The sequence below is a fragment of the Novosphingobium sp. P6W genome, from assembly GCF_000876675.2.
GTDB lineage: Bacteria > Pseudomonadota > Alphaproteobacteria > Sphingomonadales > Sphingomonadaceae > Novosphingobium.
This window is the reverse complement of record NZ_CP030353.1, coordinates 822,320-838,933: the sequence shown is the minus strand read 5'-3', so window position 1 is coordinate 838,933 and position 16,614 is coordinate 822,320. Positions and strand designations below refer to the sequence as shown.

Here is a 16,614-nt window from a genome sequence, read left to right as displayed (position 1 = left end):
GATGAAGACGTATCTGCAAAAACGCCGTGCTCTCCTGCTATCAGGATTTGCGCTCGTTTTTGCAGCAGCGCCGGCGGGGGCGCGGGAGCCGCTCACGGCCCCGCCAGTCGTCGCGACCGCTCCCGCCACAGCCAATCCGCTCACTCGCGAGGATGTCGCCGCCTGGCTCGATGGCTTGCTACCCTATGCCATAAAGCAAGGCGACATTGCCGGCGGAGTGGTCAGCGTGGTCAAGGATGGCCATGTCTTATTTGAAAAGGGCTACGGCTATGCCGATATCGCCAGCGGGCGGCGGATGGATCCGGCCCGCACGATCATCCGGCCAGGCTCGATCACGAAGCTATTCACCTGGACTGCGGTGATGCAAATGGTCGAGGCTGGAAAGCTCGACCTGGATGTGGATGTCAACCGCTACCTCGACTTCAAAATTCCCCCTTATGGCGGGCGGCCGATCACGCTGCGCGACATCGTCACTCATCGCACCGGGTTTGCCGAACAGATCAAGGGCCTGATCGGCCGCTCGCCCGCCTCCAGTCTGGGCAACTATTTGAAAGAGCATATCCCAGCGCGAATTTATCCCGCCGGTACAGTCCCGGCCTATTCCAACTATGGCTCGGCGCTTGCTGCCTACATTGTCGAACGCGTGTCCGGCGAGCGTTTCGAGTACTATGCCGCCCGGCACATTTTATTGCCGCTGGGCATGACCCGATCCACCTTCGTCCAGCCCGTTCCGCCGGCCTGGCGCCCGGACCTTGCGACATCATATCGCAAGGCGAGCGAACCGCCGCGATATTATGAATATATCGGGCCGGTGCCCGCCGGTGGTCTCAACACCACCGCGGAGGACATGGCCCGTTTCATGATCGCCCATCTCAATCAGGGCGAATCTAATGGTAAGAGAATTTTCTCGGCCGAAACCGCTCGTGCAATGCATGCGCCGCAAAGCAAGATCTTTCTCGCGCTCAACACCATGGCGGTTGGTTTTTACGAAACGACGCGTAACGGGCATCGTTCCATCGCCCATAATGGAGGCACTCAGTTCTTTCACAGCGACCTTCATCTGCTGGTGGATGACAATGTCGGCCTGTTCATATCGCTCAACAGTACCGGCGGCGAAGATGCCACAAAGAAGATCCATGACGCCTTTTTTAACGGGTTCATGGATCGCTATTTCCCCGGCAAAGGGGGATCACCACGAGATAATGCGCTGTCATTGGCGACGGCGCGCGCCCATGCGGCTTCGATGCGCGGTTATTGGGAGTCCTCGCGCCGATCCGGTGAAAGCTGGCTCGGTCTGGCAGACTTGTTCAATCCGATCTGGATCGGTTCGGATGAGAATGGACGCTTGACCTTTCCCTTTCCTGGACGCGGGATCGTAACTTGGACCGAAATTGCGCCGTTCGTCTGGCAATCGGACGATGGCGACAAAATGCAGGCGCTGACCCGCGATGGCAGGCCGGCGATGGTCGGGTTCGATGCGGCGCCACCCGCCGCATTCCTGTCCGTTCCCTGGTGGCGCTCACCGGGCTGGCTGCTCCCCGCCTTGGCCTTGTCACTAGCAACCCTAATATCGTACGGTCTGGCCCTACCAATCGGTGCCGTCATGCAGCGTCGCTACGGCCTCAATCGGGAGACGACCGCGGGTAAACGCCCTCATCGAGTGTCCAAATTGCTCAGCCTCGGACTTGTCGGCGCAGCGCTGGCATATCCTATCGTGTTGAGCCGTTTCGGGGACGATACCGATTTGTTCTCGGCGCGAACCGACTCGGCCGTTCTAACCTTGGAAGCTGGCACGCTCGCGCTTTTGATCGCGGCAATGGCAGCACACCTCTGGCTTTCCTTCCGTGCATGGAAATTGCGCCTATCATGGGGCTTCAGAGTAGTGACATCGTTGATGGTCATGTCGACAGGTGTCCTTTGGTGGGCAGCTATCGCATTTGGTCTCATCAATTTCAGTTTGAACTACTGATTGGCGACATTTGATCAGGTATCGCCGACCACGCTAGTTGCGTGGTCGGCGATAGACTTCTGCTTCCCTGAAGACGTCAGCGCCCTCCGGCAAGAATGACGCCCTTGACTGCTGTATAATTGCGCAGGGCATCAAGCCCCGTCTCCCCGCCGAAACCTGAGTCGCCCTGCGGCTCCCCGGCAAGTGCGAAGCCAGGACCCTCGAAGGCCTCGATGCTGCTCCTCACCGTGACCTGCCCGCACTTGAGACGGCGGACCATGGCGTGGATCACAGGATATTGCTCGGTCCAGACAGTTGCGGCGAGCCCATACCGCGTCGAATTTGCCAGCCTGACGGCATCGTCCACCGTATCGAATGTCTGTACCGTAAGGACCGGGCCGAAAATCTCTTCTTTGACGACAGCCATGTCGTCGGCGACATGGTCGAAAATCGTCGGCAGGACGCCGCAATGTCGGTCAGACGCGCCGCCCGCCACCAGATGGGCACCGGCCTGTTGAGCAGACGAAATGTAGGACATGACACGGTCGCGCTGCGTCGTCCCGGCGAGCGGCCCGAACCGGGCGCCCATATCCAACGGGTCGCCCACGACATGCTGTCGTGCAAGGCTTGCGAGTTTGGCGAGCAGTTCCTCCTTCCTCGAGCGATGGACCAGAAGGCGGCTTCTGGCGACGCAGAGCTGCCCTTGATTGACGAGGATCTCGCCGAGAATATGCGGCGCCAGATCGGGTGTGGGGGGCGCGTCCGCAAAAACGATCTGGGGAGATTTTCCGCCGCATTCGAGCATGACGGGACGAATGTGCCGGCTCGAAGCAAGTGCCATAATGGCGCGCCCGGTTGCTGTCGAACCTGTAAAGGTCACCATGTCGATGTCGGAATGGCTGACGAGACTGGCGCCTGTTTCGATGCCGTCTCCCGGCACCACGTTGAGCACACCGTCCGGCAAGCCGGCTTCGAGTGCGAGTTCGCCGAAGCGTAAAGCCGACCCGGGAGTCATCTCCGAGGGTTTGAGGACCACGCAATTGCCTGCGGCGAGAGCTGGAAGCGACTTGATGATCGCATTGGCAAGTGGATAGTTCCAGGGCGCAATGGCCGCGACAACGCCGCGAGGTTCGCGCAAGCTGAAGGCAATGCTGCCCTGATCTGTTCCCGGAACCTCGCCGTAAATCTTGTCGGCGCATTCGGCGTAATAGCGGCAAAGAACCGGCGCGAGCCCGGCGACCTCGCCCACGGCGACGCCGATTGGCTTGCCCATTTCCAATGTATCGCGAAGAGCAAGTTCTTCGTGATCGCGGACAATGAGTTCAGCGAGGCGCAACAGCTTGCTCGCTCGAGCCTGTGGGCTGATGCCGCTCCAGTTCCCTCTCTCGAAAGCGGACCGCGACGATCGCACTGCGCGGTCGATCATCACGGCATCGCACAGCCCCGAATTATAAAGGTAGCGACCATCAACCGGTGAGAATATTTCGATTTCTTTTGAAGTCGCTATCCTTTGGCCATGGATCAGCGCTCGGCCATCCCATGTCAAATCGCGAGCGCGCTTGTTCCAGTCTGCTTCTGGCTGCTTGGTTGCCATCATGTCGCGCTAACCCTCTATGCTCGAATTGGTCGAGGTGGCCAAAGTGTCTTGCCACCACCGATCGCAAGCAAACTGGACCGACCTGTAGGACGCGACTTTTGCGTGACGATCAGTCCTATTTGATTGGCCGAGGAGCATAGCTAGACGACTTGCTGACCACCCTGACCTTCTCCTAGCCATCAACTCTAAAGTTCAACGCCGAGTGGCAAAAGTACCAAGGTCGGTTCTCAAAACATGACAAATACGTTCGACATCATTATCGTCGGTGGTGGCATTGCTGGCTTTGGCATGGCCGCCTTCCTCAATGAGAATGTCCGTGTCCTGCTTCTGGAAAAAGAAGCGTTTCCCGGCGTTCACGCGACGGGTCGGTCCGCAGCATTGTTTTCCGAAACCTATGGCAGCGAACCGATCCGCGCGCTCTCGCGCGCAGGCAATGGCTTTCTTTCCAATCCTCCCGAGGCGTTTCAGTTAAAGTCACCGTTGCATCCGCGCGGATGCCTCTACATCGCGACCAAGGAACAGGAGCAACGGCTCTTGGAGACCGCTTCCAGCCCGCTGATGAAGGCCGCCGCGCAGGTCGTCTCGGCCGAGGAGGCAACGGCCCGATGCTCCATCCTTAAACCAGGTTATGCCGCAGCGGCGTTGTGGGAACCGGGCGCGCAGGACATCGATGTCCACGCAGTGCTGCAGTCGTTCGTCCGCAAGTTCCGCACCTCCGGCGGCACGGTCGTCACGAGTGCGGAAGTGACCGCGATCGTGAAGTGCGCTGAGGGGTGGAGCGTTCGCACTGGAGAGCTGGAGTATACTGCGCCGATCGTTGTCAACGCAGCCGGCGCGTGGGCGGATCAGGTCGCGGAACTGGCCGGCATCGCACCGTTGGGTATTCAGCCGTTTCAAAGGACGGCGGTGCTCGTCGATCCCCCTGCGGGTGATGAAATCGGCGACTGGCCGTGCGTCATCGATATTGACGAGAATTTCTATTTCAAACCGGACGCTGGCAAGTTGCTGCTGTCTCCAGCAGACGAGCAGCCCATCGCACCCTGTGACGCCCAACCCGAAGAACTGGACATCGCAATTGCGGTGGACCGCGTCGAGCAGGCGACAACGCTTCAGGTGCGCCGGGTGGAGCATCGCTGGGCGGGATTGCGTAGCTTCGCGCCCGATCGTTTGCCGGTGGTAGGGTTCGACCCAAGAGCGCCTGGCTTCTTCTGGTTGGCTGGTCAGGGTGGATATGGCGTCCAGACGGCCCCGGCGCTGAGCCGTCTTGCTGCTGCACTGGTCGCAGGAGAGAGCATCCCGATGGACATCAGTGACGCCGGGCTGGATCCGAGCGTGCTATATCCTGACCGCCTTGTAGACCATATCGCGACACCTCGGCAAGCTGCCGCCCACTCATAGGATTGAGACCGTAAGATGCGCGTTTCTATTTCTCAGTTGGTGATGGAAACCAACACCTTTGCGCCGATCCCTTTGGGCCTTAGTGCATATGAAGAGATGGGCATCCATCATGGTGATGCCAGCGCCGTCGCGCCCGAGGGCGTCTTTGCGACCCTGGCGCTCTGGCGCCGCCTTGCGGAAAGCGCAGGTCATGAGGTGATCGAGGGTCTGGCGGCACAGGGCCAGCCGGGCGGACGCACCCTGCAGAATGTCTACGAAAGTTTCCGCGACGAAATTCTCGAGAATATTCGTGCCGCCCTGCCGCTCGACATCATCCTGCTCAATCTACACGGGGCAATGTCCGCGGGGGGCCATGATGATTGCGAAGGTGACCTGCTGGAACAGATCCGCGCCTTGGTCGGCCCGGACGTCGTCATAGGCGTGGAAGTGGACCTGCATTGCCATACAACGACAGCCATGTTGCGCTGTTCGGACATATTGATCGCCTACAAGGAATATCCGCACACCGACATCGCCGAGTGCGCGAAGGAGGTTTTCCAATTGTCGATCGGGACGGCGGAAAAGCGGGTCAAGCCTGTCATTTCCGTTGTCGATTGCAAGATGGTCGGCCTGTGGCACACGACGCGGGAGCCGATGGTTGGCTTCGTCGACGCGATGCGCGCGCACGAGGCCGCCGGCGATGCGCTGAGCGTCTCGCTCGGGCATGGTTTTCCATGGGGCGATGTCGCGGAAGGCGGCGCGCGCCTTTGGGTGATCACGGACGACCAGCGTGAAAGGGGCGATCGGCTCGCGCTGGAACTTGCCCAGCGCTTCTTCGATATCCGCAACGAAACGGCGCCGCCTTTGATGGCGATCGACGAAGCTCTGGACCACGCGATCGAAAGCGGGGCTTTGCCTGTCGTCGCCTCGGATGGCGCTGACAATCCAGGCGGCGGCGCGCCATCGGACAGCACTTTCGTTCTGGAGAGGATCCTCGCCAAGGGCGTGGATAATGCCCTTATCGCGTTTCTCCACGACCCTGAGGCGGTAAGGATGCTCGTCGATGCCGGTATCGGCGCAAAGATCAACCTCCGCATCGGGGGCAAGACCGGCCCTTCATCCGGAAACCCTGTCGATCTTGAGATTGAAGTTAAGGCCGTTCTGCATAACCATTTCCAGTCGGGCCTGGGCTTGGTGTGGCCACTCGGAACGGCGGTGTGGGTACGAGCCGCCAATCAGCTGGACATCGTGCTCACCAGCGTTCGCAGCCAGCCATTCGACCCGTCCAGCCTGGAGAAACTCGGGATTGATCTAGCCGGTAAACGGCTGATCGTGGTGAAGTCGACCCAGCACTTCCATGCTGGCTTCGCGCCCTTGGCGAAAGGCGGTGTCATCTACATCGCCGCGCCCGGCGCGCTGACCCCCGATTTCGCGAACATACCTTATACGAAGAAATCCCTCGATTATTGGCCGCGCAGTGATGCTGCGTCGCCGTGTTTGTTTTCAGACTGGAGAAATGAGGCATGAACAGTCCGCCGCATCTGTCGCCCGCTATGGTTGCGGGAGATTTGCTGTTCCTTTCCGGCCAGCTTGCCTTTGGACCGGAGGGGCGGATCGAGGGGGACATCAGCGTGCAGACAAGGCGTTGCCTGGAGCGGCTGGAGAATGTGCTGCGCGAACATGGTCTCGACCGCTCGGCAATCGTCAAGGTTTCCGTGTGGTTGACGGACTGTTCGGCCTTCACCGTGTTCAATGATGCCTACGCCGCCTTCTTCGGTGAACAGCGGCCAGCCCGATCGACCGTAATTTCCGGTCTGGCGATCGATGGCGCATTGGTGGAGATCGATGCCGTCGCTTTGCTGCAAGCGGCGTCCTGAGCAGTTCGGTTGATGGCGACCGCCAGCTCAACGGGTCATGTGTCGAACCGGGCCGATAGCCGATCTGGGGAGGTTGCGCCGTGGCCATCCAGCGCACGCGGATGGTTCATCGTTGCCATTTTTTTCGTAACGGCGATCCTTTCCTACACGGACCGCCTCATATTCAGTCTGCTCGTCGATCCAGTCCGAAATAGTCTTGGCATATCCGATCTTCAGGTCGGGTTGGCGCAGGGCACGTCGTTCGCCATCATCTACGCCGTGGCCGGCCTGCCCGCAGGCCGGCTGGCCGACGTTGCCAATCGCCGCAATCTGCTGCTCATCGGCATAATCACCTGGAGCGCGGGGACGGTGGCGTGTGGCTTCGCCAACGGCATGGCGTCGCTGATTGTGGCGCGAATATTGGTCGCCGCCGGTGAGGCCCTTCTCGCGCCGGCTGCCATGTCCATGATCGCCGATCTGTTTCCCCCGGAGCGCAGGGGCCGTCCGATGGCGGTGTTCCTGTCTGGAATGAACGTGGGAAGCGGGCTGGCGATCGTCATTGGCGGCGGCGTCTTGTCGCTCGCACAGTCTGGAGCATTCAACACCGTTGGTATCGGCCAGATCGAACCCTGGCGGACGACGCTTATGCTGATCGGCGTTCTGGGCGTTCCGGTACTCGCTTTGCTCCTCCTCATCCGTGAGCCGCAACGAAGGGCGGTGGGGGACCAGGGGAAGCGGCCTTTCACGGATGTGTTGAAGGAGATGGGGGGCGGGTGGAGGCGCCTGCTACCGATATTCGCGGCATTGGCGGCGTTCACGACCGTCGATTTCTCCTTGATCAGCTGGGTGCCGACGCTGTTGTCACGCGATTTTGCTGTTCCCGCCTGGGAGGTGTCCAACGGCTTTGGCCTGGTGATCCTGATCAGCGGCTTTGTGGGAACGGTGGTGGGCGGATTTGCTGCTGACAAGCTGTTCAGCAGAGGGGGCAATACGCTTCGGCTCCGGGTCACTGCCTTGTTGGCGCTCTCAGGTGGCCTCTCGCTCGTCTTCCTGACAATCGCGCCTGCCGCTTACGTCGTCGCAATATCGGCCTTCTGGCTCTTCGTTTCCGCTGTCGCCACAGTCTGCGGCATCGCAACGGCGCAGGATCTGGTTCCCGACGATGCGAAAGGATTGTGCATTTCTTTCATCGCCATGGGGAATATCAGCCTGGGGCTGGGCATTGGCGCCTCTCTGCCCGGAGCCCTGACGAGCGGCGCAGTGGATGGTCCTTCCGGCTTGTCATGGGCAATTACCGCCGTGGTGGTGCCACTGGCAGCGGTGGCGGCTTATCTGTGCGGCATTAGCAGCCGCTCGGCACAGCGCAGCTAGCCCGTGCAACAGGCCGACAGGCTGCCGTTAGGGAAGGGTATGGAAAAACGCGATACGAACGCGGAAAACTTCCTTGCCGAGATGGTCGCGGCGGAGCATTTCTCCGGTGTCGCCATGGTTAACCGGGGCGGGCAGGTGATCCATAAGCGCGCTTATGGTCCGGCCTCGGAGGATCAGGACAACCATGTCGATGGCCGCTTCCATGTCGCTTCGATAGCCAAGCAGTTCACCGCCGCCGCGGTCATGCAACTTGTCGAGATGGGAAAGGTGCGGCTTGAGGGGCGGATCAACGACTATCTTCCCGAGGCTTATCGGTCGGAACGCTGGGATGCCGTCAGCGTTGCAAACCTTCTGGCGCATAGCAGCGGCATTCCGGATTATGCCGTCACTCGCGACTATTACGCCGTCGTCGATGGCTGGGCGTTCGATGCCACGATCGACGGGATGATCCGTGAGGCGATGGCGCGGCCGCTCGACTTCGAACCCGGTTCGCAATTTCGTTACTGCAACCTTGGATACACGCTGCTGGGCAAAATCATCGAGGCCCCATCCGGACTGCGCTATGCGGACTATATCCGGCAGGCGCTTCTCGATCCCTTGGGGATGGAGAGCTCGGAGGTACATGACGAAGGCTATATCGCCAGACCGGAAGATGCGGCCGGTTTGCGGTGGGATTATCAGCTAGGTTGCCATATCAGAGATGAAGTTGTGTCTCTGCCCGTTACGCCAGCGGACGGAGGACTGGTGACAACACTCGACGATTTCGCTCGCTGGGTGGCGGTCTACAGATTCATGGAACATCCCAAGCTATCGAGCGCCTCCGTCGAACGCATGCTTACGCAAGCGGCGCCAGCCGATACATATCGTTGGCCTGAACGCAATATGCGCGGTCAAGGCTTCTACGGCTTGGGACTCATGCGAAGCGGTGACTTGATTATGCATGAAGGGTCTATCGTCGGTTTCAGAAGTTTTTTTCTGTATAGCCAAGATGAAGATCTTCTGATAACAGTCTTCTCTAACAACACTAACAACGATGTATTTCGGATTGCATCGGGTCTATTCGAGCTTTACGCCTAAACGGGTGGATATGCCGCATCGTCCTGCCTGCGCAACAAGCATGGTCAATGATTTTTGGCCGTGCGAACGATCGGCCTAGCTTTGGCCTTATTGGTGATCCTCGCGGATCATCGCGGCTCCCTTCTCGGCAATCATGATGACAACCGCGTTGGTATTGCCCGAAGTGACTGTGGGCATAATGGATGCATCGATCACGCGCAGCCCCGCGACGCCTCGGACCTTCAATCGTGAATCGACGACGGCGCCGTCGTCTTCGCCCATCCGACATGTTCCGACAGGATGGTCCCCCCTGAACGCCGATTGCCTCAAATAGGCGATCCATTCCTCATCGCTCTCCGGAATATTCTCCGGCGCGATCATCTCGGCAAGAACGTCGTCGAGCGGAGGCGTGCGTAGAAGCTGGAGCGAAGCCCGGCAACCGGCGATAAGTTCCGCTACGTCTTCGGCGTCGCCGAGTAGCTGATGTACGATACGGGGCGGCGAGGCGGGATCTGCATCCCGCAATGATACCGTTCCGCGTCCGCGAGGCTGGAGTTGGCAGATTGCAAGGCTCATCGCCGGTTGCGGATGCAGTTGGAGTCCCTGCTGAAGGGTTTCCATCTGATAGGCCATGGGGATCAGAATGGTTTGAATATTGGGCCGTTCGTGGCGATCTGAAGTCCTTGAGAACAACTGCGCGTGGCCCACAGGGCTAGTGATCGGTCCCCGTCGGGTCGTCAAAAACCGTAACCCGTGCCACGCCGCCTTCCACCAGACATTCTCGGTATTAAGCGTTGAGATGCGTGCGGCGCGCGTAATCATGACGCATGGATGTTCCTGGAGGTTCTGGCCGACGGCAGGACATTCCTGGGAAACCTCGATTCCGTTGCCGCGTAGAACTTCGGCCGGTCCAATGCCGGAAAGCATAAGGATTTTGGGAGAAGCGAGGGCGCCAGCTGACAGGATGATTTCGCGCCGAGCCTCAGCGATGCGGGACTGCCCTTCGAGCGTATAGCTGACAGAGTGAGCGCGCCCTCCCGAAATATTGATGCGCGTCACTGCGGCACTAGTTCGAACCACGAGATTACGGCGTTTAAGCGCCGGTTTGAGGAACGAGCGCGCCGTACTGTAACGAAGGCCATGGTGCTGAGAGGCTTGGCACGGCCCAATGCCCTCCTGCGTGTGGCCGTTCTGATCTGGATTGAAGGGGTATCCGAGGCTTTCGCCAGCGGCGATAAATCGATTGGTCAGCGCATGGTTCATCCGGACCGCGGATGCGGGTTGTGGCCCGTTTCCACCACGTACGTCAGATGCACCCGCCTCGTTCGTCTCGGCGCTCCTGAAAAATGGCAGCACATCGGCATATGACCAGCCTAGGCAGCCACTCTGTGCCCAAAGATCGAAATCCCTTGGATTGCCGCGAACCCACATCATGCCGTTGATCGAACTGCTACCACCCAGCACTTTGCCTGCAGACCAGATGTCCTTGAGGCCGTTGCGCGACGGATCCGGATCGCCGGGATAGGCCCAGTTCAAAGACTCGCCGCCGAGCCACTTGCCGAAGCGCGAAAAAAGCAACGCCTCGCCCGCCGGAATATGAATGAAGGGAGAACTGTCACGCCCACCTGCCTCCAACAGGAGGACGGTAGCGCTGCTCTCCGAAAGGCGGTTCGCCAGGACGCAGCCAGCGGACCCAGCCCCGATGATTACATAGTCGAATGTCTCTTTTGCAAGCGTCATGTTTCTGGTGTCCGGAATCTATCCTCTCACATTATCGGGTCGATGTTCGATTTTCTTTTGACTGCGGCAAGCCTTATATTGCGGAGGATCCAAAGATATGACTTGGACGTGCCGCGCACGGAGCCTCGCACCCCTGTTGGCAAAAGCAATATAACGGTGCGCAAATGCGCGAGGCTCCAACGCTGATAAGCTGGGTTGCTTATTAACGGGAGGCGGCTCTGGAAAAGCGAGACGGTATCGGAACAGGGGCTGGGCTCGCGCTGATCTGGCTTTGCAGCATTGCGCCCCTCACCATCGTCCTCATACCGCTGTTGCTGCCTGCTCTGCAGGTCCATCATGCCTTGAATACCGCCCAGATCGGCATAATCGCATCTACAGATCTCCTGGGTGCATCGATCGCTACGATTTCGGTCCCTCTTTGGCTTAAGCGTGTGGGGCCAAGGTTCGGTTCGGTTACGGGACTTTTGATACTGATTGGAGCCACTCTGGCGACCATAGCGGCCGATACCGTCGTTTTACTGGCGATCAGCCGGGTTGTCGCGGGTCTTGGGGCCGGGATGGTGCTCAGCAGCGGCATTACCCTGATCTCCCTCAGTCCGAAGCCGGCCAGGATGATCAGCGCCATTCAGGTCTTGCAACTGCTCGTGGCCGGGGCAGCCCTGTTGGGAACGGGACATCTTCTCGCCAATGCGGGGTTGGGATTTGTACTGTCCCTAGTGGCGCTGATCAGCCTGCTCTCAATTCCGGTGGCCTTCCTTCTGCCGGGGGCGTCGATCACCACGCATAACCAATCGGTTGTATGGTCCGATCTTCGGCCATCCATTCCGGTGCTGACGGGGATACTGCTCTACTTTGCTTCGGTGGGCATGCTCACGAACTATGCCGGCAAGCTCGGCCTCCAACATGGCCTGGACCTGTCCACAACGGGCTTCGTCCTCGCATTTGGGACGCTCGGGGCCCTGCCGGGGTCGGCCCTTGCGTCCTTCGCTGAATATGGTCGCCGCGAAATCGTAGCACTTATCTCGGCGAGCGGTGTGCAAGCGATCGCTATCATTATAATATTGAATGAAAAAAGCGGCTTCATCTTCGCCGCCGCCTATTTTGTCATTCAGGCTTGCATTACCATCATTGCCCCGCTTCAAGTTGCGACTCTTGTCGACCGCGATCAAAGCGGCCGCGCGATCGAAGGATTGGCGGCAATGCAACTTGTCGGTCAAGCGATCGGCCCCCTTGCTGCGACCCTTTTTATCGGGGCCGTCGCGGTCGATGGAGCCTATTATTTAGGTATGATACTCGTCCTAGCGAGCGCAGGGCTTATGGTATCACGTGGTAGAAGGGCAACATCGGACTGACAACAGGCCACCGTCACCCCGTTTGCCGCCGCATGCGGGTCAGCCACGCTGCGCCACGTCGCCGTCAGCGAGCGTCATGAGCTGATCAGCAAGATTGGTGTCCTCACCCGAACAAACCGCCAGTACAAGCGCCTCCGTGCAATCACGGGCGATGTACGCATGGCTCATCGAACTGTCGAGGTAGATGCCTTGGCCGGTCTCAAGAAGCACGGGGCTGTAAAACTCTGTATGAACCTCGACCTTGCCCTCGATGACGTAAACGAACTCCTCTCCCGGATGACGGGGAAGTTGATCGAATTCCTCCAGAGTATGGGCTCGGATGCGGACCAGAATCGGCACCATGCGACGCTGCGAAAGATCGGCGCACAGGTAGCGATAATCATAATTTGAAGTTTCAATCCGAACGCTATTGTCCTCTCTTGTCACGCTCTTGCGTGCAGTCACAAGCGCCCCCCCCGGCACACGTTTCTCATCAGCCTGACCTAAAAGCTCTGATATGCTCATGCCAAGCCGGGATGCGAACTGCTGGAGCTTCTCGTAGTTCAGCGACAGCTTGTCATTTTCTACTTTTGCGAGGGTGGAGAGAGGGATGTCCACCATCTGGCTCATCTCTCTGAGCGTCCAGCCTTTCTGCTGTCGCAGCGAGCGTACGAGATTGCCCAAGCTTCCATTCTCCGGTCGCACTAACATCTCCCGCATGCTCTTTCAGGGTCATTGTTGCTGCTGCCATGATAGTGACCCAAGGTCGATTTGAAGAAGAAAAATTATCCATTGATTGGCTGAGAGCGTAGCATGTCCAGCAACGCGCCCGATACGGCTTGATTGTTTTCTATTTGGAGAATTTGTCTCCATCCTTTAAGCTCAATCGACTACAGTCATCGTGCCAGGGATTGGCGCGAATCAGGACGGAGGGCTTTGATTGTGACGACAGAGGCTTGCATCGGCCCGCGGGTAGAACTCATCCCCTGTTCCCCTGGCATGATGGTAGGATTATCGCACCTTGATCCTGCGTCCGAGTTTGAAGACGTTGAGACCGGAGACGGCTTGCTCAAATTCCACTTCCAGGCCCAAGGGTCGGCGTGCTACTCGGTTCCAGGAGCTTCGGATGTAACAGTCGACGGGCCAATGTCGGTGTTTTGCTACCACGGGCGGGGCGTGTCGAAGCGAAGCAAGATTGCGGCTGGCCCCGGCTTTTCTGTCACTGTCCTGTGTAATCCTTCGGTCTTGACCGAGCGATTGGGGATAGCGCGTGAAGAATGGCCGTCTACTCTCCGTGCCTGTCAGCACGATGCCGATGCGGCTTGGTTCGCGGAGGCGGGCAGGCTGACGCCTGAAATGCTGGTGAGCGTTCGTTCGCTCCAAACGATGGCGTTTCAGGGCCTTACTCGGCGTACCTATGTTGAAGCCCGCGCAATTGAGCTCGTATGCGATCTGTGGGAACAGGTCGCAAAACAGGCCCCCGCACCCCTTGGCGCGCTGGATGCTCGTACACTGACAAAAGTCGAAAAAACCAGGCTTCATATCGATGCGAATTTTGCCGAGCCGCTCTTCATGCAGGGGTTGGCCCGCAATGTCGGAACGAACGAGACGAAACTTTCACAGGCGTTTCGGACGGCCTTTGGAATGACGGTGTTCGAATATGTCCGCAATCGCCGGATGGAAGAGGCGCGTCGGCTGCTGCGCCGTTTCGATATGTCGGTCACCGAGATCGCGTTCGAAGTCGGCTATGAGCACTCCTGTAACTTCAGTGTCGCATATAAGCGGCATTTTGGCATCACACCGAAGAGCGAGCGTGCTGCCGCTAGTCATTGATTGATGCACACCTTGATGTTCAAGGTCCAGCAAAGAACTTTTTGCCCCGTTCAAACACGCCGGTGACGCAACTCCTTACTCTCCACACCGAGAATAGTTGATCAAAAAGGGGGTTTGAAATGGGGTATCCAGTCATGGCGGAGTGCGATGGGGTCTTGAGGGCAAATTTCAGGCGCATTGTGCGGACGCTGACGTTGAGCGCTGCCGTCATGCCGTCGCTGCTATATGCGCAAACCGCGCCCGGGCGCGATGAAGGCGTTTCTGAAATCGTCGTGACCGCTCAAAAGCGGGCCGAGCGTATTCAAGATGTTCCAATGAGCATCACCGCAGTCACGTCCGAAGCGCTCGAAAAGCGCGGTCTAGCCCGCATGGGGGACTATCTGCTCGCTCAGCCAAGCGTCGTGATCCAAGATCGCGGTGCTGGCAGAAACATCGTCATCGTTCGCGGAATCGCGGCGCCGGGCAGCGAGGGCAACCCCACGGTCGCTTTCTATATCGGTGAGACGCCGGTAACGAATGGTCTGGGTTTCGGCGCGAACGGCTTTCCTGACCTACGCACGTTCGATGTAGAGCGCGTCGAAATCCTGCGGGGGCCGCAAGGGACGCTGTACGGCGCGGGATCGATGGGCGGCACGGTCAAGATCGTCCCGACCGAAGCCGCTATCGGAAAATGGCAGGGCAAGGGCGAGGCCTCGCTTGCGACGACCGAACATGGCGGCGTGAGCCATAGTGTCGCCGGGGCGATCAATGTGCCCTTAAGCGATGCGCTGGCAGCACGAGTAACCGCCTATCGCTATCATGACGCGGGTTTCATCGATAATTGGTTCCCCGGATCGCCTGATCCCGATTTGCCCGTGGCGGCACTTGGCGGTGCGTCTTGGACGGACCTCGGCGTATCCGCGTTCGGCGTCCCGCCCCGCAACGATAAGAATGCGAACTCAACCAACATCACCGGGGGACGGGCCGGCGTTACCTTCCAGCCAAACGAACAGTTCAAGCTCGTTGTCGGCGCGCTGTATCAGAAGGCTATCGCTGACGGCCTCCCTGAAAACCTGCCCTCCGCAGGTGATTATGTTCAGTCGCGCACGACTAGGGAGCGGTTGAACGATACGTTCCAACTCTACAATGCGACGGCGACGGTTGACTTGGATTTCGCCACGTTCACGTCAGCAACGGCCTATTTGAAGCGCCATCAGCTACAGTCGCGAGACGTATCCGCCTATTTCATCGGCGGTCCGGTGGTCTTGCCTGACGACAACAAAAGCGATGCATTGTCGCAGGAACTCCGGATCGCTACCAATCCTGAGAAGCCCTTCTCAGCGCTTCTGGGCGGCTTCTTCCTGCATTCTACTTCGAATGTTTTGCAGGATGCGAAGTGGCTTGGGACGCCGCGGTCGCTTACGGGATACACAACTGTCCTGACAGGCATTCCGTTCGCGCCTGGTGACGTTTTCTATAGGTTCGAAGAGCGCAACAAGGCGGATCAGCTTGCCGCTTTCGGCGAGATTTCTTTCAAGCCGATCGAAGCGCTACGCTTCTCCGCTGGACTGCGGATCGCCAACTTCAATCGTACAACGCGCGGCTTTGCGACCGGGCTGCTGAACGGCGGTACCGACGAATACACCATCAAGGCATCGGAGTCGGTCAAAACTCCGAGCTTCCAGGTCGAGTTCAAACCCGACCGCGACAGCCTTTATTATGCCCGTGCCGCCCAGGGTTTTCGCTTAGGCGGGCCGAACAATCCATTGCCTTCAACCTGCGCCGCGGATCTTGCCGCGCTTGGCCTGACGGAAGCGCCCGCTTCGGTTAAGTCCGACACGCTCTGGAACTACGAGGCTGGCATCAAGCGGACTTTTGCCGGCGGCCGCGCCAGCTTCAACGCCTCTGCTTTCTATATAGACTGGAAGGACATTCAGACCGGTTTTGTCCTGCCGAACTGTGGGTTTTCCTTCGCCGGGAATGCCGGCAGTGCGACCAGCAAAGGCGTCGAACTCGAATTCACGGTGCGGCCTTTCAATAGCGTGACGATAAATGCGTCTGGTTCCTTCACCGACGCGAAACTGGAAAGCGATTCACCGCCCGGCAACGGGGTGGGTGGTCAAAAGGGTGATCGTCTCCCTGGTATTCCGCGCTGGAGTGTTCAGGCTGGCGTTCAGTATGACTTCGCCCTGCTCGAACGAGACGGTTTCGCGCGCCTCGATGGAAGATACCTCTCGGGCTATTTCAATCGTTTTCCAGGCGCTGCGTCAACATCCGCACCGGGTGGGGATTTCACGGTTTTCGATGCTCGAATTGGATTCGACATCTCAAGCAACATTCAAGCAGAGCTTTTTGCGTCCAACATTTTCGATACGAAACAGCTTCTGATTGTGGATACCGAACTTCCCGACAATCGAGAGGTGCTCGGACGGCCCCGTACCATCGGGGTGACGGTTCGAGCCAATTTCTGAAGTACTTCTGAAATAGACGTCCAATCGAGGCGGTGTCACGCAAGCGACGCCGCCT

The 16,614-nt window shown here is 58.9% G+C and carries 12 protein-coding genes; 9 read left to right on the top strand and 3 right to left on the bottom strand.

Annotated elements, in window-relative coordinates; all coding sequences use genetic code 11:
- Nucleotide 1 precedes the first annotated feature (1 nt).
- Nucleotides 2-1,969: a serine hydrolase gene (locus TQ38_RS20115; RefSeq protein ID WP_043980966.1), complete on the top strand. Its 1,968-nt coding sequence runs from the start codon at nucleotides 2-4 to the stop codon at nucleotides 1,967-1,969.
- 76 nt (nucleotides 1,970-2,045) lie between these two features.
- Here TQ38_RS20115 and TQ38_RS20110 read toward each other — a convergent pair whose 3' ends face one another.
- Complete coding sequence (locus TQ38_RS20110; RefSeq protein ID WP_240198177.1) at nucleotides 2,046-3,542, bottom strand: aldehyde dehydrogenase; 1,497 nt, start codon at nucleotides 3,540-3,542, stop codon at nucleotides 2,046-2,048.
- A gap of 237 nt (nucleotides 3,543-3,779) precedes the next feature.
- On the opposite strand from TQ38_RS20110, the gene TQ38_RS20105 reads away from it, so the two are divergent.
- Genes TQ38_RS20105 through TQ38_RS20085 form a run of 5 tightly spaced genes read left to right on the top strand, consistent with a single transcriptional unit; the run spans nucleotide 3,780 to nucleotide 9,226 of the window.
- Nucleotides 3,780-4,943, top strand: coding sequence for an FAD-binding oxidoreductase (locus tag TQ38_RS20105; protein WP_043980892.1), 1,164 nt, complete (start codon nucleotides 3,780-3,782; stop codon nucleotides 4,941-4,943).
- Nucleotides 4,944-4,958: 15 nt separating this feature from the next.
- Nucleotides 4,959-6,449 (top strand): M81 family metallopeptidase, encoded by a 1,491-nt coding sequence (locus TQ38_RS20100; protein ID WP_043980890.1) that lies wholly within the window; start codon nucleotides 4,959-4,961, stop codon nucleotides 6,447-6,449.
- Nucleotides 6,446-6,799: a RidA family protein gene (locus TQ38_RS20095; RefSeq protein WP_043980888.1), complete on the top strand. Its 354-nt coding sequence runs from the start codon at nucleotides 6,446-6,448 to the stop codon at nucleotides 6,797-6,799. The genes TQ38_RS20100 and TQ38_RS20095 overlap by 4 nt, the downstream gene beginning before the upstream one ends.
- A 12-nt stretch (nucleotides 6,800-6,811) precedes the next feature.
- A complete protein-coding gene (locus TQ38_RS20090) occupies nucleotides 6,812-8,149 on the top strand; it encodes an MFS transporter (protein ID WP_052506049.1) in 1,338 nt (445 codons plus the stop codon).
- 39 nt (nucleotides 8,150-8,188) lie between these two features.
- Nucleotides 8,189-9,226: a serine hydrolase gene (locus TQ38_RS20085; protein ID WP_043980886.1), complete on the top strand. Its 1,038-nt coding sequence runs from the start codon at nucleotides 8,189-8,191 to the stop codon at nucleotides 9,224-9,226.
- An 87-nt stretch (nucleotides 9,227-9,313) separates the two neighbouring features.
- Here the strand turns inward: TQ38_RS20085 and TQ38_RS20080 are convergent, their stop codons facing one another.
- A complete protein-coding gene (locus TQ38_RS20080) occupies nucleotides 9,314-10,945 on the bottom strand; it encodes a GMC family oxidoreductase (protein ID WP_043980885.1) in 1,632 nt (543 codons plus the stop codon).
- A gap of 218 nt (nucleotides 10,946-11,163) precedes the next feature.
- Here TQ38_RS20080 and TQ38_RS20075 point away from each other — a divergent pair, with 218 nt between their 5' ends.
- The gene (locus tag TQ38_RS20075; RefSeq protein ID WP_113942009.1) at nucleotides 11,164-12,297 is read left to right on the top strand and encodes an MFS transporter; all 1,134 of its coding nucleotides are present in this window, start codon (nucleotides 11,164-11,166) and stop codon (nucleotides 12,295-12,297) included.
- 39 nt (nucleotides 12,298-12,336) lie between these two features.
- Here TQ38_RS20075 and TQ38_RS20070 read toward each other — a convergent pair whose 3' ends face one another.
- On the bottom strand, nucleotides 12,337-12,960 hold the full coding sequence (locus TQ38_RS20070) for a helix-turn-helix domain-containing protein (protein WP_240198158.1): 624 nt from the start codon (nucleotides 12,958-12,960) through the stop codon (nucleotides 12,337-12,339).
- A gap of 492 nt (nucleotides 12,961-13,452) precedes the next feature.
- Here TQ38_RS20070 and TQ38_RS20065 point away from each other — a divergent pair, with 492 nt between their 5' ends.
- On the top strand, nucleotides 13,453-14,109 hold the full coding sequence (locus TQ38_RS20065; RefSeq protein WP_162792327.1) for an AraC family transcriptional regulator: 657 nt from the start codon (nucleotides 13,453-13,455) through the stop codon (nucleotides 14,107-14,109).
- A 209-nt stretch (nucleotides 14,110-14,318) separates the two neighbouring features.
- Nucleotides 14,319-16,559: a TonB-dependent receptor gene (locus TQ38_RS20060; RefSeq protein WP_162792326.1), complete on the top strand. Its 2,241-nt coding sequence runs from the start codon at nucleotides 14,319-14,321 to the stop codon at nucleotides 16,557-16,559.
- Nucleotides 16,560-16,614 lie beyond the last annotated feature (55 nt).